At 67.4% G+C, this 20,003-nt stretch carries 25 protein-coding genes; 10 read left to right on the top strand and 15 right to left on the bottom strand.

Annotation, left to right across the window (positions count from 1 at the left end):
- Positions 1 to 313 precede the first annotated feature (313 nt).
- A complete protein-coding gene (locus FN821_RS13770; protein ID WP_131173131.1) occupies positions 314 to 874 on the bottom strand; it encodes a hypothetical protein in 561 nt (186 codons plus the stop codon).
- A 16-nt stretch (positions 875 to 890) separates the two neighbouring features.
- On the opposite strand from FN821_RS13770, the gene FN821_RS14355 reads away from it, so the two are divergent.
- Together FN821_RS14355 and FN821_RS13765 are read left to right on the top strand one after the other, a co-directional pair.
- On the top strand, positions 891 to 1,031 hold the full coding sequence (locus FN821_RS14355; RefSeq protein WP_165489389.1) for a hypothetical protein: 141 nt from the start codon (positions 891 to 893) through the stop codon (positions 1,029 to 1,031).
- Between the two features lie 507 nt (positions 1,032 to 1,538).
- On the top strand, positions 1,539 to 3,272 hold the full coding sequence (locus tag FN821_RS13765; RefSeq protein WP_131173132.1) for an outer membrane protein assembly factor BamB family protein: 1,734 nt from the start codon (positions 1,539 to 1,541) through the stop codon (positions 3,270 to 3,272).
- On the opposite strand, the gene FN821_RS13760 is transcribed toward FN821_RS13765, so the two are convergent.
- The 3 genes from FN821_RS13760 to FN821_RS14945 form a co-directional block, all read right to left on the bottom strand.
- Complete coding sequence (locus FN821_RS13760; RefSeq protein WP_131173133.1) at positions 3,265 to 3,762, bottom strand: GNAT family N-acetyltransferase; 498 nt, start codon at positions 3,760 to 3,762, stop codon at positions 3,265 to 3,267. The two genes, FN821_RS13765 and FN821_RS13760, sit on opposite strands and share 8 nt — an antisense overlap.
- A 6-nt stretch (positions 3,763 to 3,768) precedes the next feature.
- Complete coding sequence (locus tag FN821_RS13755; RefSeq protein WP_131173134.1) at positions 3,769 to 4,338, bottom strand: antibiotic biosynthesis monooxygenase; 570 nt, start codon at positions 4,336 to 4,338, stop codon at positions 3,769 to 3,771.
- A gap of 71 nt (positions 4,339 to 4,409) precedes the next feature.
- Positions 4,410 to 4,727, bottom strand: coding sequence for a type 2 periplasmic-binding domain-containing protein (locus FN821_RS14945; RefSeq protein WP_131173135.1), 318 nt, complete (start codon positions 4,725 to 4,727; stop codon positions 4,410 to 4,412).
- 143 nt (positions 4,728 to 4,870) lie between these two features.
- Between FN821_RS14945 and FN821_RS13745 the strand changes: the two genes are divergently transcribed.
- Both FN821_RS13745 and FN821_RS13740 read left to right on the top strand, forming a co-directional pair.
- A complete protein-coding gene (locus FN821_RS13745; RefSeq protein WP_131173136.1) occupies positions 4,871 to 5,164 on the top strand; it encodes a GNAT family N-acetyltransferase in 294 nt (97 codons plus the stop codon).
- On the top strand, positions 5,164 to 6,024 hold the full coding sequence (locus FN821_RS13740; protein ID WP_131173137.1) for a pirin family protein: 861 nt from the start codon (positions 5,164 to 5,166) through the stop codon (positions 6,022 to 6,024). Before FN821_RS13745 ends, FN821_RS13740 begins: the two co-directional genes overlap by 1 nt.
- Here FN821_RS13740 and FN821_RS13735 read toward each other — a convergent pair.
- On the bottom strand, positions 6,011 to 7,543 hold the full coding sequence (locus FN821_RS13735) for a helicase HerA-like domain-containing protein (protein WP_131173138.1): 1,533 nt from the start codon (positions 7,541 to 7,543) through the stop codon (positions 6,011 to 6,013). The genes FN821_RS13740 and FN821_RS13735 overlap by 14 nt on opposite strands.
- A gap of 78 nt (positions 7,544 to 7,621) precedes the next feature.
- Here FN821_RS13735 and FN821_RS13730 point away from each other — a divergent pair, with 78 nt between their 5' ends.
- Entirely contained in the window at positions 7,622 to 7,930 is a 309-nt protein-coding gene (locus FN821_RS13730) for a type II toxin-antitoxin system VapB family antitoxin (protein WP_131173139.1), read from the top strand.
- Between the two features lie 37 nt (positions 7,931 to 7,967).
- Complete coding sequence (locus tag FN821_RS13725) at positions 7,968 to 8,504, top strand: LytR C-terminal domain-containing protein (RefSeq protein ID WP_131173140.1); 537 nt, start codon at positions 7,968 to 7,970, stop codon at positions 8,502 to 8,504.
- Here FN821_RS13725 and FN821_RS13720 read toward each other — a convergent pair.
- From FN821_RS13720 to FN821_RS13705, 4 genes are all read right to left on the bottom strand, one after another.
- Complete coding sequence (locus FN821_RS13720) at positions 8,501 to 10,009, bottom strand: potassium/proton antiporter (protein ID WP_131173141.1); 1,509 nt, start codon at positions 10,007 to 10,009, stop codon at positions 8,501 to 8,503. The genes FN821_RS13725 and FN821_RS13720 overlap by 4 nt on opposite strands.
- A gap of 183 nt (positions 10,010 to 10,192) precedes the next feature.
- Complete coding sequence (locus tag FN821_RS13715) at positions 10,193 to 11,662, bottom strand: MDR family MFS transporter (RefSeq protein ID WP_131173142.1); 1,470 nt, start codon at positions 11,660 to 11,662, stop codon at positions 10,193 to 10,195.
- A gap of 296 nt (positions 11,663 to 11,958) precedes the next feature.
- Positions 11,959 to 12,843 carry a phosphogluconate dehydrogenase (NAD(+)-dependent, decarboxylating) gene (gene gnd, locus FN821_RS13710; RefSeq protein WP_131173143.1) on the bottom strand — a complete coding sequence of 295 codons (885 nt, stop codon included), beginning with the start codon at positions 12,841 to 12,843 and terminating at the stop codon, positions 11,959 to 11,961.
- Between the two features lie 34 nt (positions 12,844 to 12,877).
- Complete coding sequence (locus FN821_RS13705; RefSeq protein ID WP_131173144.1) at positions 12,878 to 13,084, bottom strand: hypothetical protein; 207 nt, start codon at positions 13,082 to 13,084, stop codon at positions 12,878 to 12,880.
- A gap of 10 nt (positions 13,085 to 13,094) precedes the next feature.
- On the opposite strand from FN821_RS13705, the gene FN821_RS13700 reads away from it, so the two are divergent.
- Positions 13,095 to 13,655, top strand: a complete 561-nt coding sequence (locus tag FN821_RS13700; RefSeq protein WP_131173145.1) for a hypothetical protein — start codon at positions 13,095 to 13,097, stop codon at positions 13,653 to 13,655.
- Positions 13,656 to 13,709: 54 nt separating this feature from the next.
- Here the strand turns inward: FN821_RS13700 and FN821_RS13695 are convergent, their stop codons facing one another.
- Positions 13,710 to 14,261, bottom strand: coding sequence for a hypothetical protein (locus FN821_RS13695; protein ID WP_131173146.1), 552 nt, complete (start codon positions 14,259 to 14,261; stop codon positions 13,710 to 13,712).
- A 65-nt stretch (positions 14,262 to 14,326) separates the two neighbouring features.
- On the opposite strand from FN821_RS13695, the gene FN821_RS13690 reads away from it, so the two are divergent.
- Both FN821_RS13690 and FN821_RS13685 read left to right on the top strand, forming a co-directional pair.
- Entirely contained in the window at positions 14,327 to 15,151 is an 825-nt protein-coding gene (locus FN821_RS13690) for a hypothetical protein (RefSeq protein ID WP_131173147.1), read from the top strand.
- A complete protein-coding gene (locus tag FN821_RS13685; protein WP_206662132.1) occupies positions 15,148 to 15,531 on the top strand; it encodes a GntR family transcriptional regulator in 384 nt (127 codons plus the stop codon). The genes FN821_RS13690 and FN821_RS13685 overlap by 4 nt, the downstream gene beginning before the upstream one ends.
- Here FN821_RS13685 and FN821_RS14350 read toward each other — a convergent pair.
- From FN821_RS14350 to FN821_RS14345, 4 genes are all read right to left on the bottom strand, one after another.
- Positions 15,451 to 15,696, bottom strand: coding sequence for a hypothetical protein (locus FN821_RS14350; protein WP_165489390.1), 246 nt, complete (start codon positions 15,694 to 15,696; stop codon positions 15,451 to 15,453). The genes FN821_RS13685 and FN821_RS14350 overlap by 81 nt on opposite strands.
- Before the next feature lie 222 nt (positions 15,697 to 15,918).
- Positions 15,919 to 16,077: a hypothetical protein gene (locus FN821_RS14545; protein ID WP_241660260.1), complete on the bottom strand. Its 159-nt coding sequence runs from the start codon at positions 16,075 to 16,077 to the stop codon at positions 15,919 to 15,921.
- A gap of 73 nt (positions 16,078 to 16,150) precedes the next feature.
- A complete protein-coding gene (locus FN821_RS14540) occupies positions 16,151 to 16,315 on the bottom strand; it encodes a hypothetical protein (protein ID WP_206662134.1) in 165 nt (54 codons plus the stop codon).
- A gap of 39 nt (positions 16,316 to 16,354) precedes the next feature.
- Positions 16,355 to 17,671, bottom strand: a complete 1,317-nt coding sequence (locus tag FN821_RS14345; RefSeq protein WP_165489391.1) for a 13E12 repeat family protein — start codon at positions 17,669 to 17,671, stop codon at positions 16,355 to 16,357.
- Between the two features lie 139 nt (positions 17,672 to 17,810).
- On the opposite strand from FN821_RS14345, the gene FN821_RS14340 reads away from it, so the two are divergent.
- Entirely contained in the window at positions 17,811 to 18,284 is a 474-nt protein-coding gene (locus FN821_RS14340) for a type I restriction-modification enzyme R subunit C-terminal domain-containing protein (protein WP_165489392.1), read from the top strand.
- Between the two features lie 993 nt (positions 18,285 to 19,277).
- On the opposite strand, the gene FN821_RS14335 is transcribed toward FN821_RS14340, so the two are convergent.
- On the bottom strand, positions 19,278 to 20,003 hold a 726-nt coding region (locus FN821_RS14335; protein ID WP_185956579.1), incomplete at its 5' end, for a hypothetical protein.

The following is a 20,003-nucleotide window of genomic DNA, read 5'->3' as shown; positions in this document are numbered from 1 at the left end:
CCCTCGGCTTCCGGAACCTCACCCACTACATCGCCAGATCACTACTCGAAACCGGCGGCTTCAGACCCCACCTACACCCTGGATTGTGAAGAGCCACTTTTGCTAGCAGAATAGAATGTATTGCCCCATGTCGTTCCACCGCGTGCGCGCAATACAGAATCCCTGCCACCGAAGCAGACGTTCATTCCATAATACGATCCAGTGAAACACGTGGCCTTGTTTGCACGCGCCTCGTCCATCACGGATTGACCTAACGCAATTGCGAAGCGTGCATATTTGCGAGACTGCTTAGGCCTGTCGATGCGTATTTCTTTCAGTCGCGCATCCGGCACGGCGCGGGCAGGACGAATGGCAAGTCCGTCAGCTCGCTGTCTTGTTCCGGAGAGGTCTGAAGAACCAACTCGGCCTCGACCACGTTGACCGGCTCCTTGGTGGCCGGGTTCACCTGCGCGTCCCACACCAACGGCGACCCCAACCGGGCTACCTTCGCACCCTGACCGTTCGAGATCTTCGCCTCAGCGGCGTCTCTGGCCCACTTGCCACCCCCGGTGACTTTCAGCCGGGCCGTCGCCGCCCGGGACTTGCCCGATCCGACCAGCAGCTTCTTCGCCGCCGCCGGCGTCTTCGCCACCCACGACCAGCGGAACCCGCCAGCCGCCACGTCCACGACCACGTCCAAGCCCGGAGCTACGTCGGAGTAGGTGGCCTTCGAACCCGACAAGACCGGCTTGCCCAGCTTGACCCCGGGCGCCGGGTCCAGGCTGGCCTTCACCCCGGAGGCCTCCGTCCGGGACACCATCGGCCCCACACCGCCACCCGACAACACCACCGACGTCGGAGCAGCCTTCGGGCCCACCGTCCCATCAGCACGCACCACCAACGTCATATCAATGTCGCGCCACCCAGCCGACTTCAACGTCGACTCCTTGAACCGCACCGGCGCCGTGAACTGCTCCACCAGCACCTGCCCGTTCGGCAACAACCAGCTGCGCGACGTCTCAGAACACTCCGACAACACCTCCACCCGCTGACCAGACGCCCGAGCCGTCGTCGCCGCCGACAACCAATCCGGACGCACCAAACCAACACCCGTCGCCTCCACCCCAGACTCAGACAACGCCCACAGGTCGGCGGGGGTTTTCGCGGCAGGGGCTGCCTCAGCAGGAGGAACCTGACCCAGTGCCAACAAGCCCGACAGGGCAAGAATCAGGAGGGGACGACCGAAACGTGAAACAGGCATGAAGACCTCGCAAGGGGTGGAGAGCGCTGCGATGCGCCACACGCATCAAACAGCAGTGCGAACGCCCCGTCGATCCCCCGGAGGGAAGAGCCAGCAGAATCGGTACGGAAGTATGAGTGCGATCCTCGCGCGAGATCGCAGACCACGATGGTCACGGGACGGTGGCTGAACCCCGGCACCTCGGCCACTCGTCACAAGTACTCGGGGCTAGTCCGACAACCCGCGCCGCTGCAGGGCCTCGTCCGGAGCACCGCCTAGACTCGCCGATAGCCCAACGCCACAGATCAGGAGCCCCCACATGAGTCGAGCCCGTAGCCGCCGCGCGATCGCCGGGGCCTGCGCGGTGGCGATGCTGGGCATCACGGCGTGCTCCACGGACACCGTCACGCCTGGTCAGCGGCCGAACCGTCCGGCCAACGGCGCCCTCCCGACCCAGAGCACCGAGACCAATCCGGCGAAGCTGACGATCGACCCCAAGACCCTGCCGGGCTACACCGCGCCGACGCGCGCCGAGGACGGCACACTGTCCCGCCCCCTCACCGAGTCCTCGGGCAACGTCTGGTGGAAGGTCTTGGACGGCCAGAACACGCCCCTCGCCGATCCCAAGGCCGCCGACACCATCGCCTTCGGCGATCCCGCCACCTACACCGATCCGAGCGTCAAGGGCGTCCTGACGTTCCGCGGCAACAACTACCGGACGGGCGGCGCGTACGGGACGGCCAACGTCCAAAACAAGAAGCTCGAGATCGTCTGGTCCAAAGAGATCGGCGAGATCCGCGGCGAGGGCTCGTACTGGCCCGGCGCCGGCTGGACGGGCCAGCCCCTGCTGGTGAACTGGCCGCAGGCGTCCAAAGAGGCGATGAGCCTCGACCCCAAGTACGTGAGCGATCCGAACTTCGTCGAGGTCATCTACCCGGTCTTCGAGGGCAAGGTCTACCGCCTCAACCTGGCCGACGGGACGCCGACCAAGGACCCGATCGACGTCAAGTACGGCTTCAAGGGCACCGGCTCGATCGACCCGCGCGGCTACCCGCTGCTGTTCGCCGGGCAGGGCCTCAACGACCGCAACGGCACCGTCGGCTACTGGCACTACCGGATGTTCGACCTGATCCAGAACAAGGAAGTGGCGTTCATCAACGGCCTGGACGCCGGGTCGTTGCGCCCCGAGTGGGGTGCGTTCGACTCGTCCGCGCTGATCAACCGGCAGACCGACACGCTCATCGAGCCGGCCGAGAACGGCCTGATCTACCGGGTCAAGCTCAACACGACCTTCGACGCCGCCGCCAAGAAAGTCAGCATCGACCCGCAGCTGACCAAGCTCGTCTACGCCGGACCCGACTCGAACAAGCACGGCATCGAGAACTCGGCCGTCGCCTACCGCAACCTCATGTTCGCCGCCGACAACGACGGCTACTTGATCTGTTGGGACATCAACACCCTGCAGATCCTCTGGATGCGTCAGGTGGGCGACGACACGGACGCCTCCCTCGTGCTGGACGCCACCGACGAGGGCGTGTTCCTCTACACCGGCAACGAGGTCGACCACCGCGGTACGAACGGCGGCGAGCACCTCACCAACATCCGCAAGATCGACGCCTTCACCGGCAAGCAGGTGTGGCAGTACGACATTCCCACCTACTACGACGCGGCGGTCAACGGCGGCGTCCTGGGCTCCCCGATCCTCGGGCAGGGCTCGCTCGGCGACATGGTGATCTTCAATGTCGCCCGGACGACGGCGCCGCGCGAGGGCGACCTCGTCGCCCTCGACAAACAGAGCGGCAAGGTCATCTGGCGCCGACACCTGACGAACTACTCCTGGTCGTCCCCCACGCTGATCACCGGCTCCGACGGGACGCCGTACGTCGTGCTCCCCGACTCCGACGGCACGATCCACCTGCTCAACCCCACCACCGGCGAGGACTACTCCACCCTGCAGCTGGGCAAGAACACCGAGGCCACGATCTCGGCCTACGGCAACATGCTCGTGGTGGCGTCCTACGACCGCCACATCTACGGGATCCGCATCACCTGAGCGTCTTGGCGTAGACCCGTCCGCGTGGCTCAAAGCCGAGGTGGTCGTAGCCACGGTGCGACTTATGGGTGCCCTCCCCGCCGCCCGACAAGACGACAGCCTCCCACGCCCCGGCCTGGGTCGCCCAGGCCGTGAAGGCGTCCACCAAACCACGTCCGACGCCGCGGCCCCGGGCGTGGGTCTCGGTCGCCAGCGCCGTCAGGTGGGCGATGGGGCCGGATTCGAGGGTTGCGACCACGACCCCACTCGCGAAGCCGCAGACCGTGCCCTGCTCGTCCACCGCGACCCAGACGGCCTGGTCTGTGCGGGCGCGCCGCTGCTCAAGCCGCGCGACCATCGCGTCCTCGGTGATCTCGCGGCCGCGAAGCCGACACAGGCCAACGAGCGCGGCGGCGTCCGACGGCTCCGCGGAGCGGACGCTGATCGCCCCGCGGGGCGGCTCGGTGACGGGGGCTGAGGACTCGGTCCGGGGGCGGCGGAAGAGCGGCATGGCGACCTATCGCGGTGGGGTGAGGAACCGTCGAAGGAGTTTGGTGAGGCGCGGCATGAGCAGGTAGGTCATCACCGCCGTGATGAGGGCTGTGTTGATCGCCGTGACGAGCAAGAACGGCAGCCCCAGCGACGTCAGCCAGGGGGCCAGGAAGAAGATGAAGACGGACGCCGTGGGCCAGATCCCCAGCCAGGTCACCAGGGCCATGCGGTGGCGCGGAGGATGCATGGACGCCGGCACGACCGGCCCCTCGAACCACGACTCGAGGCCCGTCAGGCGTCGATAGACCGGCTCCGTCTCGGCGTGCTCGCGCAGCTGGCCCAGCAGGGACTCCCGGTCACGGCTGGCGTCCCAGGCCGCCAGGTGCTGCTCGGAGTCGAAGTTGACGACGATCTGGTAGCTGCCGCCGGGGGCGTCCGGCGGGATGATCTCGGCGCCCTGAAAGCCGGCGTGCGCCTTCATGCGCGTGAACATCTCGCGGACGAGGCCGACGTAGGCGTCCTCGTGCCCCGGCAGAGCGCGGCGGCGCGCAATCCGGGTGACGGGTGGCAGCGGCTGCTGAGCGGCGGTCGACACGGGGCGGAATCCTCTACGAAAACGTTCGGGCCCAACGCTCCCACAACGTATGCGCCCGGCGACAGGTTTCGCTAAGGAACCAGCGCCGCACCCGGCTCCACGGAGCCCTGGATGATGTTGGGCGCGGCCGTGGTGACCGGGGCTGCCGTGTGCCGCGACCGGCTGAGGCGCCGCTCGGCGAAGACCGCGAACTGGGTGACCGCGTCGTTCAACACGATGTAAATCAGGGCGGTGTCGCCCTTCTTCAGGCCGATGCCGTAGTTCTCCTTGGTGAACGGCTTGCCGACGGCCCTCACCTTGCCCTTGTAGGTGTCCTGCGCGGCGTAGCCCGCGAGGATCGTGTCGGCCGTGGTCAGGGCGTCCACACCCTTGCTGACCAAGGCGGCCATGCGCGCACCCTCCCCAACAATGGGCCCGTAGTCAAGACTTAGCGTCTCTTTCTAGTCGACGACACCGATGGTGAATTCCTGAGGCGTCGCGTCGAGCTGATGGCCCCCTGGGATGCCGTGCGCCGACCGCTTACAGTGACCCCATGAACGACACCCTCCGCCCCGTCGTGACGGACAACGGCGAGAAGTCCAGGTTCGAGGCCGAGCTGGACGGCGTCCGCGCGGGTTATGCGCACTACCGGCTGGGCGCCGGGACCATCACGTTCGACCACACCGTCGTCGATCCCGACTTCGGCGGACGCGGCGTCGGGTCCTCGCTGATCCGGCACGCCCTGGACGCCGTCCGCGCGAACGGCGAGCGCAAGGTCATCGCGACGTGCTCCTTCGTCAAGGACTGGCTCGCCAAGCACCCCGAGTACTCCGACCTGCTGGCCTGATGGAGATCATCCCGAGCCGCTCCGAGACCGTCGGCGGCCTGGGCGTCCGCCGCGCGCTGCCGACCCGCGGACGCCGCACCGTCGGTCCCTGGTGCTTCGCCGATCACCTCGGTCCGGCGGACGTGGACGCCTCCCGCGAGCCCGGCGTCGGCCCGCATCCGCACATCGGGCTGGCGACCGTGACCTGGCTGCTGGACGGCGAGCTGCTGCATCGCGACTCCCTCGGCAGCGAGCAGACGATCCGTCCCGGGCAGCTCAACCTGATGACCGCCGGCGACGGCGTCCAACATGCCGAACAGGGCACCGGCTACGCGGGCGCGTTCGAAGGCATCCAGCTGTGGGTGGCGCTGCCGGACGCCACGCGGCGAGGCCCGGCGGCGTTCGAGCACCACGGCTCGCTGCCGCAGGTCGAGCTCGCGTCTGGGGTGGCGTCCGTGCTCATCGGAGAGTTCAGTGGCGTCGTCAGCCCTGCGCGGGCCGACAGCCGGATGGTCGGCGTGGAGCTGGCGTTCACCTCGGACGCCTCCGTCGCGCTGCGTCCGGACTTCGAGTACGCGCTCGTCGTGCTGCGCGGTTCGGCGGCGGTTGCCGGGACGCCCATCGAGCCCGGACGCCTCGCCTCTCTCGGCTCGGGCTTGGACGAACTCGCGCTGGAGGCGTCCGGCGACGCCCGGATCATGCTGCTGGGCGGCGTCCCGATCGAGCCGATCACGATGTTCTGGAACTTCGTCGGACGCGACCGCGCCGAACTCGCCCAAGCCGGACGCGACTGGAACGAGAACCACGACCGCTTCGGACGCCTCGACTCGCCGCTGGCCCGGATCCCGGCGCCCAGGGCGCCGTGGCCTAGCGGCGCTTGAGCAGCGTCCCGAAGATCGAACGCGTCAGCTGGGACGCCGCCGAGCGGGCCACCTGCCGGACGAGCACGTTCTTGCTGAGTTCCTCGATGACGCTCGGAGCCGGCTTCTCGGCCTTCGGCGCGCGGGCCGGAGCGGCGGGGGCCGTCCCGACCGGCGGCGCAGGGGCCTCGGCGACGCGCGCGCTGAGGATCTCGTAGGCCGACTCGCGGTCGATCGCCTGGCCGTACTTGGCGTTCATCGCCGACTGGGCCACGCCGGAGCTGAGCCATTCGGGGTTCATCGGACCCATCAGCGACGTGGGCGCGAGCATGCGCGTCCAGGCGACCGGGGTCGGGGCGCCACTGGGGTTCATCACCGTGACGACGGCCTCGCCGATGCCCAGGTTCTGCAGCAGCTGGGCCAGGTCGTACTCGGACGTCGGGTACGTGTTGACCGTCTGCTTGAGCGCCTTGGCGTCGTTCGGCGTGTGGGCGCGCAGCGCGTGCTGGACGCGGGAGCCCAGCTGGGCGAGCACCGAGTCGGGCACGTCGGTGGGCATCTGGGTGACGAAGAAGACGCCGACACCCTTGGAACGGATGAGCCGGACGGTCTGCGTGATCTGCTCGAGGAACGCCTTGGACGCCCCGTTGAACAGCAGGTGCGCCTCGTCGAAGAAGAAGACCAGCTTGGGCTTGTCGACGTCGCCGACCTCGGGCAGGGCGTGGTAGAGGTCCGCGAGCAGCCACATGAGGAACGTCGAGAAGAGCTGCGGACGGTCGACGACGTTGGGCAGCTCGAGCATCGAGATGATGCCCTGGCCGTCGCCGGTGGTGCGGAGGAAGTCGGCCGTGTCGAACTCGGGCTCGCCGAAGAAGACGTCGGCGCCCTGGCCCTCCATGGCCGAGATCTCGCGCAGGATCACGCCGACCGTCGCGGACGACAGCCCGCCGATGCCCTTGAGGGTGGCTTTGCCCTCGTCGGAGGTGAGGTACATGAGGACCTGACGCAGGTCCTTGAGGTCGAGCAGCAGCAGCTGGTTGGCGTCCGCCCACTGGAAGACCAGACCGAGGGACGACTCCTGGGTCTCGTTGAGGCCCAGCACCTTGCTCAGCAGCAGCGGCCCGAACGACGACACCGTCGCGCGCAGCGGGACGCCGGTGCCCATGCCGCCCAGGCTATAGAACTCGGTCGGGCAGCCTGCGGCGACCCAGTTCTGGCCGATGCCCTGGACGCGAGCCTGCAGCTTCTCCGACAGCTCACCGGGGATCGCGATGCCGGACAGGTCACCCTTGATGTCGGCCGCAAACACCGGGATGCCCGCCTTGGAGATCTGCTCGGCCATCAGCTGCAGCGTCTTCGTCTTGCCGGTGCCGGTGGCGCCCGCCACGAGGCCGTGTCGGTTCAGCATCGAGTACGACAGGTTGATCGGGACGCCCGGAACGGGGTTGCCGTCCGCCATCAGCACGCCGAGCTGGATGGACGGGGACGAGAACGTGTACCCCGCCTTGATCGTGTCGATGGACTGCTGGCTCTGGGCCATCTCCGCACCTCTTCTTGTGTCGCCAACGGCCAGGTGTCGGCTCGCACGGCCTAGCGTGGCACAACTACTGTGGGCTTTGTGATCTTCAGGCGCGTGGGGGACGACCGCCCTTATCCCGAGCACGGTTACGCCCAGCGGCAGTGGTCGGCCATCGCCCCTGAGCAGGTGCAACTCGCGGAGCTGGTGACCACCAAACGCATGCTCGACCTCGAGGCGGTCCTGGAGGAGGACTCGACCTTCTACGGCGACCTGTTCGCCCACGTGGTCCGGTGGCGGGGCGAGCTGTACCTCGAGGACGGCCTGCATCGTGCGCTGCGCGCCGCCTTGCAGCAGCGGCAATGCGTGCACGCGCGAGTGCTCGATCTGGACGCCGACGCGAGCCGGTAGGCTGGCGTCCGATTTCGACTGTGAAGGACGACGACGAATGAGCGGACGACAGGTCTGGCTGGCGGTCAAAACGCCTCTGACGCTGCTCGTGCTGCTCGCGTTCGTGGCGCTCGTCGGCAACTGGGCGTACAAGGAGGCGTCGACGCCGATCCCGAAGCGTCCGCCGGACCCGTGCGTCGTGACGAGCATCGGCCCGAAGTTCACGGCCGCCAACTCCTACATCCGGATCTACAACGGAACCTCGATCTCTGGCCTGGCCAAGAACCAGGTCAAGCTGGTCTTCGGCAACGCCGGCTTCCACGTCTTCAAGGTCGGCAACTCGGACGCCCCCATCGCCAAGACCTACGTCGCGGGCGTCGACGCCAAGAGCCCCGAGGTCGTCTTGGTGATGTCGTATCTGCCGGCTGGAACGCCGTTCGTCGCGGACGCCGTCAAGTACCAAGACCACATGGTCGACATCTACCTGGGCGCCGACTTCAAGACGGCCAACATCAACCCGAAGCCCACCACCGAGATCGCACTGCCGGACGGCAAGGCCTGCGTCCCGAACGTGAAGGCGCTCACGGGTAGCTAGGTCGCGGGGGCGTCCGAGTCGTCCAGCCAGGACGCGAGGCGTCCGTAGCGACTGACCCGGGCGAAGCGGTCCTCGACGCGCTGCCGGTGACGCGACGGAACCACGATCAGTAGCTCGTCCCCGCCGCGGATGCGCGTCCCGCCCTCTGCCGGCATCGCCGCCCCCTCGCGCACGATCGCAGCGACGACCGTGAGCCGCGGCAGCCGCAGCTCCTGGATGGTGACGCCGTTGAGGTGCGAGTCCTCCGGGACGTCGACCTGCATGAAGTCGGCCTGGATCTTGTCGAGCGGCGCGACCTCGACCTCGATGTCGATGGCCCCGTTGCCCGAGATGCCCAGCAGCTTGGCGACCAGGGGCAGCGTCGGCGCCTGCAGCAGGGTGAACACGATGACGTAGATCAGGACGACGTCGAAGATCTCGTTGGACCGCGGCGTCGAGGCGGCCAGCGGGACGGTCGCCATGATGATGGGGACGGCCCCGCGGAGCCCGGCCCACGACAAGAAGATCTGCTCGCGGAACCCGAAGCGGAACCAGACCGTGCTCGCCAGCACCGACAGCGGACGCGCCACGAACGTCACGAAGGCGCCCAAGACGAGGGCGATGGACGCCTCGGGGATCGTCAGCCGCTGGGGCGTCGCCAGCATGCCGAGCATGACGAAGAGACCGATCTGACAGGTCCAGCCGACGCCTTCGGCGAAGGAGCGGGTCGCGGCCCGGTGGGGTAGGTCGCTGTTGCCGAGGATCATCGCGCACACGTACACGGCCGCGAACCCCGAGACGTGGACGAAGTCGCCCAGCCCGTAGGCGAGCACGACGACGCCCATCGCCCCCAGGGGGTAGAGGCCGGACGCCGGCAGCGCGACCCCGCGCAACAGCTTCTGCCCGAGCCAGCCGGCGGCTGCTCCCACGGCGAGGCCACCGATGAACTCGGCGACGATGAGGACGCCGATCATCACGGGTCCGCCCTCGGGTTGGACGCCGAGCGACCACTCGGTCGCGGCGGCCACGAGGAGGACGATCGGGGCGTCGTTCAGGCCCGATTCGCCTTCAAGTGAGGCCCTGATCCGGGACGGCAGGGGCACGGCCCGCAGGACGGAGAAGACCGCCGCGGCGTCCGTCGGGGCCGTGACGGCACCGAGCAGGATCGCGATGGGCAAGGGGACGGCGAACACCACGTGGCAGAAGGCCGCGACCGCGGTCACCGAGACGGCGACGCCGACGGTGGCCAGCAGGCTGGCAGGCCCGAGAGCGGTCTTGACCTCCGACCAGCGGGTGGTGAAACCGCCCTCACCGAGGATGAAGACGAGCGCCGCGAAGCCGAGTTCGTGGGCCAGGTTGGCGTCGTTCAACCGGATGCCGACGAGCTCGAGGCTCATGCCGACGGCCAGGAAGATCAGCAGGGACGGCAGCCCGGCCCGAGCGCCGAGCCTGGCGGCCAGCACGGCCACCAGCAGCACCGCCGAGCCCAGCAGGAGCAGCATGTCGATGCTCACTGGTCCGGGCATGGCCGGATTCTACGGTGCGTCGGCGCTGGGGGGTCCGGGGTGACTGACCGGAGGGGCAGTCCGCCCGCTCACTGTTGTGTTTGGGCCCCCCAGGAGGGCTCAAACGTCGCAGTGAAGCCAGCGGGGAGCTGAGACCACGTGGACCAGAGAGCCTGAGCGCAGCGTGCGGCCAGCCTCGACCCGTCAGTGCGCGGCGATGCCCTCCGGGGCGTCCGCCGGCTTGGACAGGAACAGCGCGGTGATGGCGGCGGCCGTCATGACGGCGCCGGCACCGAGGAAGCCCCAGTGGGAGCCGGCGAGCAGGGACGCCGCCTCGGACGCTCCAGCCGTCCGGGCCACCTGGGCCTGCATCGAGAAGACCGTCACGAACAGCGCCGTGCCGGCCGCGCCGGCCAACTGCTGAATGGTGCCGATGGACGCCGACCCGTACGAGTACAGGTGGCGCGGCAGGGCGCCGAGAGCGGTGGTGAACAGCGACGTGAAAATGAAGGCGAACGCGGCGCTCATCGTCAGGTGGCAGACCAGGACGAACCACCAGGGGCTCGCGGTGGTGAGCGTCGACAGCGCGGCGAACACACCCGCAACGACGGCCAGGGCCGGGACGAGCAGGACGCGGGGTCCGACGCGGTCGTAGAGGCGTCCGACGATCGGACCCAACACGCCCATCAGCAGACCGCCGGGCAGCATCATCAGGCCCACCTGCAGCGGCGTCATCGCGAAGGCGCGCTGCAGCAGCAGCGGCAGGGTGATGATCGTGCCGAAGAGTCCCATCATCGACAGGGCCATCAGGCCGACGCCGAGCGTGAAGGACGTGTGCGTGAAGGTGCGCAGGTCGAGCAGGGCCGAGTCGGTGCGCTGCAGCACGAGCTGGCGTGCGATGAAGGCGATGAGGCCGGCGCCGCCGATACCGATCGCGAGGATCGGCTCCCAGAACGGAACCGTCGCGTCGCCCACCAGGCTCAGCCCGTAGACCGCCCCGCCGAAGCCGAGGACCGCGAGCGGGATCGACCACAGGTCGAGCTTGGCGCCGGACTCGTCGGCAACGTTCGTGAGCCCACGGCGTCCGAGGAACAACATCGCCAGCGCGATCGGCAGGACGACGGCAAAGATCAGCCGCCACGAACCAACCGCCAGCAACACGCCGGACAGGGTCGGGCCGACGGCCGGCGCGACCGAGATGACCATGCTCACGTTGCCCATGACGCGGCCGCGGTGGGCGGGCTCGACGAGCTGCATCAGCGTCGTCATGAGCAGCGGCATCATGATCGCGGTGCCACTGGCCTGGACGACGCGTCCGGCGAGCAGCAGCGAAATCGTCGGCGAGACGAGGCAGATCAGGGTGCCGAGCGAGAACAGTCCGAGCGCGGTGGTGTATGCGCGGCGGGTGCCGAGGCGCTCGATCAGCCAGCCGGTCGTCGGGATCACGACGGCCATCGTCAGCATGAATGCCGTTGTCAGCCACTGGGCGAGCCGCTCGGTGATCTGCAGGTCGTCCATGATGCGGGTCAGCGCGACGTTCATCGCCGTCTCGTTCAGGATCACCACGAACGCCGCTACCAGCAGAATCGGGATGACGCGGTTGCGTCCGGGTGCCGTTGGGGTGGACGCCACGGGCGCCTCCTCGATCGTGGGGGCTACGTCGGTGATCGTCATGCGCCTGCTTCTATCGTCCGTCTCGTACTGCTTCCGGGTTCGCAACCTCGGTCAACGCCGGGTTATTCCCGCCTTGGACAAGAAAATACAGCCAAATCCACAAGATCCAACACAATCGGACGCCGTGGCTCGGTCGCCTTCGCTGTCAACTCCGCCGGTTGGCTGAGCTCGTCGAAGCCGTTGGCTGAGCCTGTCGAAGCCCCCTTCGACAAGCTCAGGGACCGGGATCCGGTGGCTCAAGCCGGCCGGCGGCGGCGGACCGCCGGCGACGGCGTCCTGACGTCTCGCCTTCGTCCCTACTTCTCGCCCTCGGCCTTGACCGCGTGTCCGCCGAACTGGTTGCGCATGGCGGCGACCATCTTCATGGCCGGGGAGTCGTCCTGCTGCGAGACGAAGCGGGCGAACAGCGACGCCGCGATCGTGGGCACCGGGACGCCCAACTCGACGGCGGCGTTGACGGTCCAGCGACCCTCGCCGGAGTCGGCCGCGTAGCCTTCGATCTTCTCGAGGTGCTCGTCGGCGTCCATGGCCTGGACCATGAGGTCCAGCAGCCAGGACCGGATGACCGTCCCCTCCCGCCAGGACCGGAAGATCTCGCGCACGTTGGTGACCTCGGGGGCCTTCTCGAGAAGCTCCCAGCCCTCGGCGTACGCCTGCATCAGCCCGTACTCGATGCCGTTGTGGACCATCTTCGCGAAGTGTCCGGCGCCGTGACCGCCGGCGTGGACGAAGCCGAACTCGCCGGCCGGCTTCAGCGCGTCAAAGATCGGCTGACAAGTCGCGATGTCGGCGTCGTCGCCGCCGACCATGAGCGCGTAGCCGTTCTGCAGGCCCCACACCCCGCCGGACGTGCCGACGTCGACGAAGTGGATGCCCTTCGGCGCGAGCTGCTCGGCGTGCGCCTTGTCCCAGGTGTACTTGCTGTTGCCGCCGTCGATGATGATGTCGCCGGGCGCCAGCATGGGCGCCAGGGTGTCGATCGTGGCCTGCACGTAGTCGATCGGCAGCATGATCCAGACGACGCGCGGCGAGCCGGTGAGCTTGCCCACCATCTCCTCCAGCGACGCGACGTCGGTGACGTCCGGGTTGCGGTCGTAGCCGACCACCTCGTGCCCCGCGTTGCGGATCCGCTGCCGCATGTTTCCGCCCATACGGCCGAGGCCGACCATCCCGATCTGCATGTGAGTTCCTTTTCACCCGGTGCGGGTTTTCACCCTAGCCGGACGCCGCAGGCGCGACTACCGTCGCTGTTGTGTCGAGGTCGGCACCGCGTTGGAGGGGAATGGCTATGGCTCGTCGGTCGATCGTGTTCTTGGCCTCACTGGTGCTGCTCCATGGTTGCGCGTCCGGGGCGGCACCGTCAGGCGCGGGTAGCCCGGTGTCACCGCCGTCGCCCACGGCCTCGACGACGTCGACGGCCACGATCGTGACGGTGAGTCCGCCAGCGGTCACGGCTCAGCCCTCCCCCACGCCTGCCGCACCGGCGACGTCGACCACCAGCCAACCAGCGCCGACGGCGTCCACCAGTCAGCCGACGACCGCACTGCCGATCGTCGCCTCGAACAAGGGCGTGGGCGCGTTCAAGTTCGGGGCTGCGGAGAGCGCTGTGTTGGCCGGCCTGACGCCAGCCCTCGGCAAGCCGAAGACGCGGACGAGCGCCGGGGGCTGCGAGGGAGCGGGCGGGTCGTACAACCTCTACGCGACGTTCGGGAGCCTGGAGCTGCGGTTCGCGGCCAAGGACCTGAAGGCGAGCTCGCCGCGCGTCCTGGCGTCGTGGACGATCCGGACCACAAAGGCGTCCGACGGCAAGATCGCCCTGGCGAGCAACGTGCCCTTCGGCCTGACGCTGGCCCAGTTGCAGGCCAAGTACCCGGGTGGGGGCGGGCTCGAACACATGGGCGCGTGGGCGGCGAACGGGTACGTGATCATTCCCCCCGAGACCGCGGGGCAGCCGACCCTCATCACCGCCGGCGACCTCGACTGGTGCACGTAAGCCTCTGGACGCTTTGAGTCGGACGCCGAAGGCGCGACTACTGGGGAGTACCGGTCAGGGCTTGTTCGTGCACAAACTCCGGGCGATGGAGGCGAGCAGGAAACGGTCCTTGATGTCCACCGGCACCGGCCCATGCCAGGTCTTCGCGGTGGCGGTCAGTGTCACCACCGGACCGTCGGGGAACGGGTCGGTCTCGGTCGGGATGCCCGTGACCGCCAGGACCTTCCCGCAGTCGACGGCCTCCAGCCGGAACTTCAGGACCCCCTCACCGAAGGCCGGGATGGGCGGCTCGGTCGCAACGTCAGAGACCCTCAGCCCCGGGATGCTGATCGTGGCCGGCCCTGTCAGGTCTACGGGGAGTAGCCCGTGATTGTGCACGCTCACCTCGGCCTGGCCCGCTCCGCCGCCGCCGCTACCCGACGACTGCAGGGAGGGCACCCAGACGCCGCTGTACAAGTAGGCAGCGACCCCGAGACCCGCGGCGGCGATTCCGGCCCCGACCCGTCGAGTCGTCCGGCGCTGCCGACGATCCACATCGACGGCGACGGGTTCGAGTTCTGCCCACAGCAAGGGGCCGACGGCGTAGGGGCTGGGGGGCGCGTCCATGAACTGAATGTATCACTAGACCGGTACATTGACACAATAGGTCGACAGGCACGATGATCGAAGCCATGGCTACCTCCCCCTTCGCCGTGATCCTGATGATCGCCCTCGGGATCGCTATCGTCGGGCTCATCGTCGGCATCGCCGCCCCGCGTCCGCTCACCCGCGAGCGAGTCGAGAAGTTCGCCGAGCGGCAACGGCTGCTGATGACGTCGGTGAACGGCCCGCTGATCGTCGCGGCGCTGGCCACCACCCACCGCTGGCGCCGCTTCGGCCTGGCGGCCGGCTTCATCCTGGCCCTGCTCTGGGCCATGCGTGAGGGTGAGTTCCGGATCGACTTCCTGGCCATGTTCCTGGGCTGGTTCGTCGGCGCGATCGTCGCGGAGTGGCGGATCAACAGCCCCGCCCAGACCGGACGCCGACGCGCCGATCTGCGTCCGCGGACGCCCGCGACGTTCCTGACGCCGTACGCGATGCGTTGCCTCTGGGTGGTGTCGGCCGCGCTCGTTGCAACCGGGATCGCTGCAGGCGTCGGCTCGATCGGCACCCCAGTCACGCGTCCGGACTGGCTCGTCACGACGTTCATGACCTTGGTGGTCGCCGTGGCGCTCTGGGCGGTCAGCCGGCGCGTGGTCGACCGTCCGCGGCCGAGCGATCCGGACTTCGCCGTGGCGGACGCCGCGCTGCGGCGGAACTCCTTCGCGATCATCGCTGGCTCAGCCGTCGCGCTCTCGGCCTGGCCGATCACGGCCTACATCATGGCCATCACCCTCCAGTGGGGCCGCCCTGAGGTTGGAGCGCTGATCAGCTTCGTCGGCTGGTTCTTCCTTATGGTGACCGGTTGGGCCGTCGGCCAGCAGCCGTCCGACCGGCCCGCTGAGGCGGCGGCGTGATCCTCGATGTCGACCCCGCCAGCCCCGTGCCCGCGTACGAGCAGGTGCGGTCGCAACTGGCCGAGATGATCCTGGCGGGCGCGCTGCCGGCCGGGCACCGGCTGCCGCCGATCCGCCAGCTTGCCGCTGATCTGGGCCTGGCGCCCGGCACCGTCGGACGCGTCTACCAAGAGCTCGAGGCGTCCGGACTGGTCATCAGCCGCGTCCGGCATGGCACGACGGTCGCGGCGGGGGCGAAGGCGTCGGCGTCCGTCAAGAACGAGCAGACAGCGGACGCCGCGCGCAGTTTCGCGCTCGCGTCACGCCGGCTCGGACTCAGCCTGGACGACGCGATCGCCGCCCTCCGGACGAGTTGGGACGCCGTCCCCGACAGCCACTGAACGCGCCGGTTCGAGGCGCTTGGCGACGATGGTGAAGCCCAGCCAGACCAGCGCGAGGACGTAGGCGCAGACGGTCGCGTCGGCGTCCAGTGCCCAGAGAACGGACGCCGCGACGGCGACGACGACGACCGCGAGTCCGGGCAGGCGGGCGCGGCGCCTGAACATGCTGATGCACGGCGTCGATGGCCCCGACATCCGCTATCGCGATTCGCTGTCGGGGGACGGCGATGCCGACAGACTCAATGGCCGAGACCATCTCTTCGAGAAGGCGCCCGCTCCACAGCGGCCGATACAGGCCGACCTCGGCCAGTCGCAGCAACGTGTCGGCGAGGCAGATCGGCACGAGAACGCAGGCGTCCAAGAGCGCACAGAACCTCGCCATGGAAGTCAACCCCGCTTCTTGCGCGCAGCCTTGAGGGCGTCGGCGTACGTCGGTTCTCCGCTGTACAGGCCGTCCGTGGCTGCGTCCGCGGTGAGGGCAGCCAACGTCGCGCGGCGCTCAACCTTGCGCCGCCTCTGATACTCGATGATGTCCTGCAAACGCACCCGCCTATGTCTGCCAGCGCCAGGTCTCTCAAACGGGATCTCGCCACCCTGAAGCAACTTGATCAACGTCGGCCTACTGATGCCCAAAAAGTTCGCCGCCTCCTGTTACCGTCTGGCCGTCCGGACCAACGAGGACCGCTGGCGAACTGACCTGCTCAAGGAATTTCGACAGGTCGAGCATCTCGTCGAGATCCTGCGGGGGCAGGACTGTCTTCGCGTCACGGATCAAGTCACTCATAGAGGAACCTGACTCAAATTCGAAAAAATCGAAAGCCTTTCAGCTCGATGCTCGTCCCAGCGCGGTGGTGCCGTGCCTGGTCACGAGGTAGCGGAAGCCGTGCCGCGAGGTCCACAGGAACTCGCCCGGACTCTGCTGCTCCACCCGCCACTGCCGGGCTGTCTTCGCTCGATGAGCTCTGCGCGACAAGGGACCAAGGTTGGCCGCCCGTGTTTGCCTGCTCCCCGGAGGCGCAAGCGTGTCGTAGCGAATCGTGTGGTCCAGGTCGCAGCCGGAGGCGAGGCGTCCGGAATAGGGAAACACCTCAACGGGATGCCGCGCGAGGATGTGTGCGCGCAGCCGGTCGGGGATCTCGTAAGAGTCCACGGCCGGCACGCCATTCAGGTCGATCACCGGACGGACGATCACCTTGCTGTGCGCCAAAAACCTGCGGAGGGTGTCGGTGTCCAGAGGACCGATGCGCTCGATGCGGGCGACCTGCCCTTCGACAAGCTCGGGGAACGGACCTTCGCCAAGCTCAGGGACCAGGATCCTCGCCCCAGCGACAGCCTCGGCCGCAATGTGCACGACCACCGTCGCCACCCGGTTCGTAGGACGCCCATCGCCCACCCCCGCCAGCAGATCGAGCGCCGCCCTCGGATCGGCCAGCACCCCGAGCGCCGTGGCCCGCCGCTGGTCGACCAGCTCGGTCGAGCCCTCCGCCACCAACGCTGCGGCCACCTGATCAACCGTCCGCGCCAGGGCGAGCGCCGCCTCGGTGTCCAACTGCGCGAACATCACCGACCCACCGTCGCGGTGATCGCCGATGAACACTCGACGAGCCTGCCGCTTGGCCAAGGCACGCTCAGCCGCGAGCTCGGCGTCCGCCTTGACGATCAGCCCCTCCAGCGAGCGCACGACGCGCGCCCAAGGCAGGCCGGCAGCGGCGCACGCCAACTGGTGATCGACCCAGCGCGCAGCTTCCAGCGACAGCCCCGCCTGGCTGCACCGCGCGGCGACCTTGAGCGCCTGCCACGGCAGGACGCCGCCCGCCCCGACCAGCGCCCACAACTCAGGATGCCGATCCCGCAGGTCCAGAACGCCGGCGATCAGCAGCGCCGCCGACTCCGCTGACACCCCGAGCAACGGACCCAGCTCCAGCGCCAAGAACTCCCCGACCATCGCGGTGCCGTCGGCCCCGCCACGGATCAGCTTCTCGGCCGCCTCGTCAGCGCGCTCGGTATCGACGCGGTACTCGTCGCAGGCCCGCGCGATCAGCTCCAACTCGCGGACGGCGCAGTGCTCGGCCAACTTCCGGTTCGCCCGGAGCGCGTCGAAGACGTCCGCCGCGTCGTCGATCAGGAGCAAACTCGCCATACCCCATTATAGAGTTTTTGTTCGATTATGGCAAGGGATCCCGAGTCCGACAAGCGGATATTCCCATCAGGACTGGCGCCGAAGTCGGGCCTCACCGACCGCGCGCCATGGGACCCGAGCAGCCGGTCGACTTGCCGACGTGACGCCGGCCACCGACCTCGTGCGGTTCAAAGAGAAGGCGTGGGCCTGGCTGCTCGCGCACGCCGACTCACTGACGCTCGCCCAACTGCGGCGTAACCAGCAATTGACACCGACCGACCTCGACACCCTGGAGACGATGCTCGTGGACGCCGGCGTCGGCACTCCCGAGGACGTCCGACGAGCGGGCGAGGAGTCGCACGGGCTGGGGCTGTTCGTCCGGTCGCTCGTCGGGCTCGATCGCGCCGCGGCGTCCGAGGCCTTCGCCGACTACCTGCGCGACCGCACGTTCACGGCCCAACAGCTCGACGTCGTGAACCTGATCATCGACCACCTGGCGGCCACCGGGATCGTGGAGGCGTCCCGACTGTACGAGTCGCCGTTCACCGATCGCGCGCCCACCGGCCCGGACTTCCTGTTCAGCGGCGAGGACGTCAACGGCCCAGGCCACCCCACCAAACTCCTGCCAAGCTAACCCCCAAGGTGTAAACAACGTTTACAAAATTGGGGCTGTGGACAGCGACAAAAATCGGGCCTAAACGCCTCCATTAGGAGGTATGAACAGATCCGCAGTGCCCCGGGTTCACGCCCTCATCTCACGCGCCTACTCCCTCGTCCCCGTAGACGGGGCCCTCGCCCGTCACCTCTGCGATGCATTCCTAGCCTCGTTCCTTCTGCTCTGCGGCGTAGCCGACGTGGCCTTCCAGAACGAAACCGAGCTTGACCTGGTGCCCTGCATCGAGCAGGCCCTCACCGAAACCCTGCGATGGCCGAGTCACCGGACCCGACGTCAGCCTGCTGCGGGTCTCGTTGACTGATGCGTGGCAAATTGTCCGCCCCGACCGAAACACTGCATCCGTGGACGGCCAACCCAGACCCCAGAACAAGCCGCGCCCCAAGGGCTACGCGCCAGCCGTCGTGTCCGTCCGGCTCGACGCTGACACCGTGCGGAAACTCGATTAGCTCTCAGAACGCACCGGACGATCCCGAGGGTTCTACATCCGCACCGCGATCCTGGAAATGCTGCCCCAGCTCGAAGCCGACTACTGGGCCCACGAGGCCATCACCCGCGTTCAACGCGAAGACCGCGAGTTCGGCTCCATCATCGCCTCCCTCAACAACGAGAGTTGAAAAAATCACTTCTAACGTGAGCGACGCATGGCATTGCATAGAAGCCATGGCAAAAATACAATACAAAGCCACCATATAACGGCCCCCAATAGCGTTATTCCAAACGTTTGGATTGGCCCGATGTGCCACCACGCAAGAAAGAGATATCCAACGACTATTGCGAGTGGGAGAAAGGACCAAGCCAGGCCGAGTCTGCCACTCGCCCTAAGGGTAATGATGACCAGCCCAACGGCAGCGACTAGAAGAATTGTGCGGATTTCTCCTGAAGAGAACATCCAAGAAATCAGAACAGAAAGGGGATACCCAACGAGTATCCCCAATCCGAGCAAGCATCGATTCATGTGGCCATTGTACTGATGGACCGGGTACCACAGTTAACGTTGAGACACATCAGATTGTCGCCAGCAACCTTGAAGAAGGTCTGCAAGCCGTAGCTTCCACCCAAATACCCGCTAGTCCAGTAATATGCCTCGTGGTATGGGGCTTTTAGTGCCGTTCCTTGCAACTGCGCCGTTCCGTTACTCCAGGCAGAGGCGACAACACTATAATTGATCGATCCCGCGTAGCCGCAAAGTGGGTTGGCCACAGCATGATTGAGCTGAGTCCGACCATAGCTGGAGGACATCATCGTGGAAGAGATTGTGATGCCGGCGGTACTTGCCGTTGCCGTTTGGATGACTCCCCCACTGCTGTTGATCTTCTTCGTTTCGCCGATCTGCGGCCAGTAGGACAGGTTTGATGTGCCCCAGTTGTAGTAGATGTAGACCTTGGTTCGGGATGACGCACCCGGATCGTAGCTGTAGCTGCGGTTGTCTCCTGCGAATCGACCACACGGCCCACCATCTACAGCAGCAGCAGAGATAAAGGTTTTGTAATCGATTCTCGATTGAGAGGCTGCTGCTGCGGCTGTTGAAACAGTCGTAACTGAGTCGTTCTTTCCGGATACGGTCACTGTTTGCCCTTTTGCCGGCTCTTCACAGACGAGGGTGTAGTCGGGGGCCCGGGTTGTGACCGGCGTGTCGGTGGCGGGACGGGGGTCGAGGTCTTCCGAGGATGGAGGTTC

This window comes from Propioniciclava tarda, from assembly GCF_900182665.1.
Classification (GTDB): domain Bacteria; phylum Actinomycetota; class Actinomycetes; order Propionibacteriales; family Propionibacteriaceae; genus Propioniciclava; species Propioniciclava tarda.
This window is presented reverse-complemented; position numbering and strand designations above follow the sequence as displayed.

Bases quoted from the DNA above. Each gene is read 5' to 3' on its own strand.
- FN821_RS13690 (WP_131173147.1), top strand. From the start codon at position 14,327: ATGGCTACCTCCCCCTTCGCCGTGATCCTGATGATCGCCCTCGGGATC.
- FN821_RS13720 (WP_131173141.1), bottom strand. From the start codon at position 10,009: ATGCCCGGACCAGTGAGCATCGACATGCTGCTCCTGCTGGGCTCGGCG.
- FN821_RS13765 (WP_131173132.1), top strand. From the start codon at position 1,539: ATGAGTCGAGCCCGTAGCCGCCGCGCGATCGCCGGGGCCTGCGCGGTG.
- FN821_RS13715 (WP_131173142.1), bottom strand. From the start codon at position 11,662: ATGACGATCACCGACGTAGCCCCCACGATCGAGGAGGCGCCCGTGGCG.
- FN821_RS13695 (WP_131173146.1), bottom strand. From the start codon at position 14,261: ATGGACGCGCCCCCCAGCCCCTACGCCGTCGGCCCCTTGCTGTGGGCA.
- FN821_RS13735 (WP_131173138.1), bottom strand. From the start codon at position 7,543: ATGGCCCAGAGCCAGCAGTCCATCGACACGATCAAGGCGGGGTACACG.
- FN821_RS13745 (WP_131173136.1), top strand. From the start codon at position 4,871: ATGAACGACACCCTCCGCCCCGTCGTGACGGACAACGGCGAGAAGTCC.
- FN821_RS14540 (WP_206662134.1), bottom strand. From the start codon at position 16,315: ATGAGTGACTTGATCCGTGACGCGAAGACAGTCCTGCCCCCGCAGGAT.
- FN821_RS13740 (WP_131173137.1), top strand. From the start codon at position 5,164: ATGGAGATCATCCCGAGCCGCTCCGAGACCGTCGGCGGCCTGGGCGTC.
- FN821_RS13725 (WP_131173140.1), top strand. From the start codon at position 7,968: ATGAGCGGACGACAGGTCTGGCTGGCGGTCAAAACGCCTCTGACGCTG.
- gnd (WP_131173143.1), bottom strand. From the start codon at position 12,843: ATGCAGATCGGGATGGTCGGCCTCGGCCGTATGGGCGGAAACATGCGG.
- FN821_RS14945 (WP_131173135.1), bottom strand. From the start codon at position 4,727: ATGGCCGCCTTGGTCAGCAAGGGTGTGGACGCCCTGACCACGGCCGAC.
- FN821_RS14345 (WP_165489391.1), bottom strand. From the start codon at position 17,671: ATGGCGAGTTTGCTCCTGATCGACGACGCGGCGGACGTCTTCGACGCG.
- FN821_RS13760 (WP_131173133.1), bottom strand. From the start codon at position 3,762: ATGCCGCTCTTCCGCCGCCCCCGGACCGAGTCCTCAGCCCCCGTCACC.
- FN821_RS14350 (WP_165489390.1), bottom strand. From the start codon at position 15,696: ATGTTCAGGCGCCGCGCCCGCCTGCCCGGACTCGCGGTCGTCGTCGTC.
- FN821_RS14355 (WP_165489389.1), top strand. From the start codon at position 891: ATGTCGCGCCACCCAGCCGACTTCAACGTCGACTCCTTGAACCGCACC.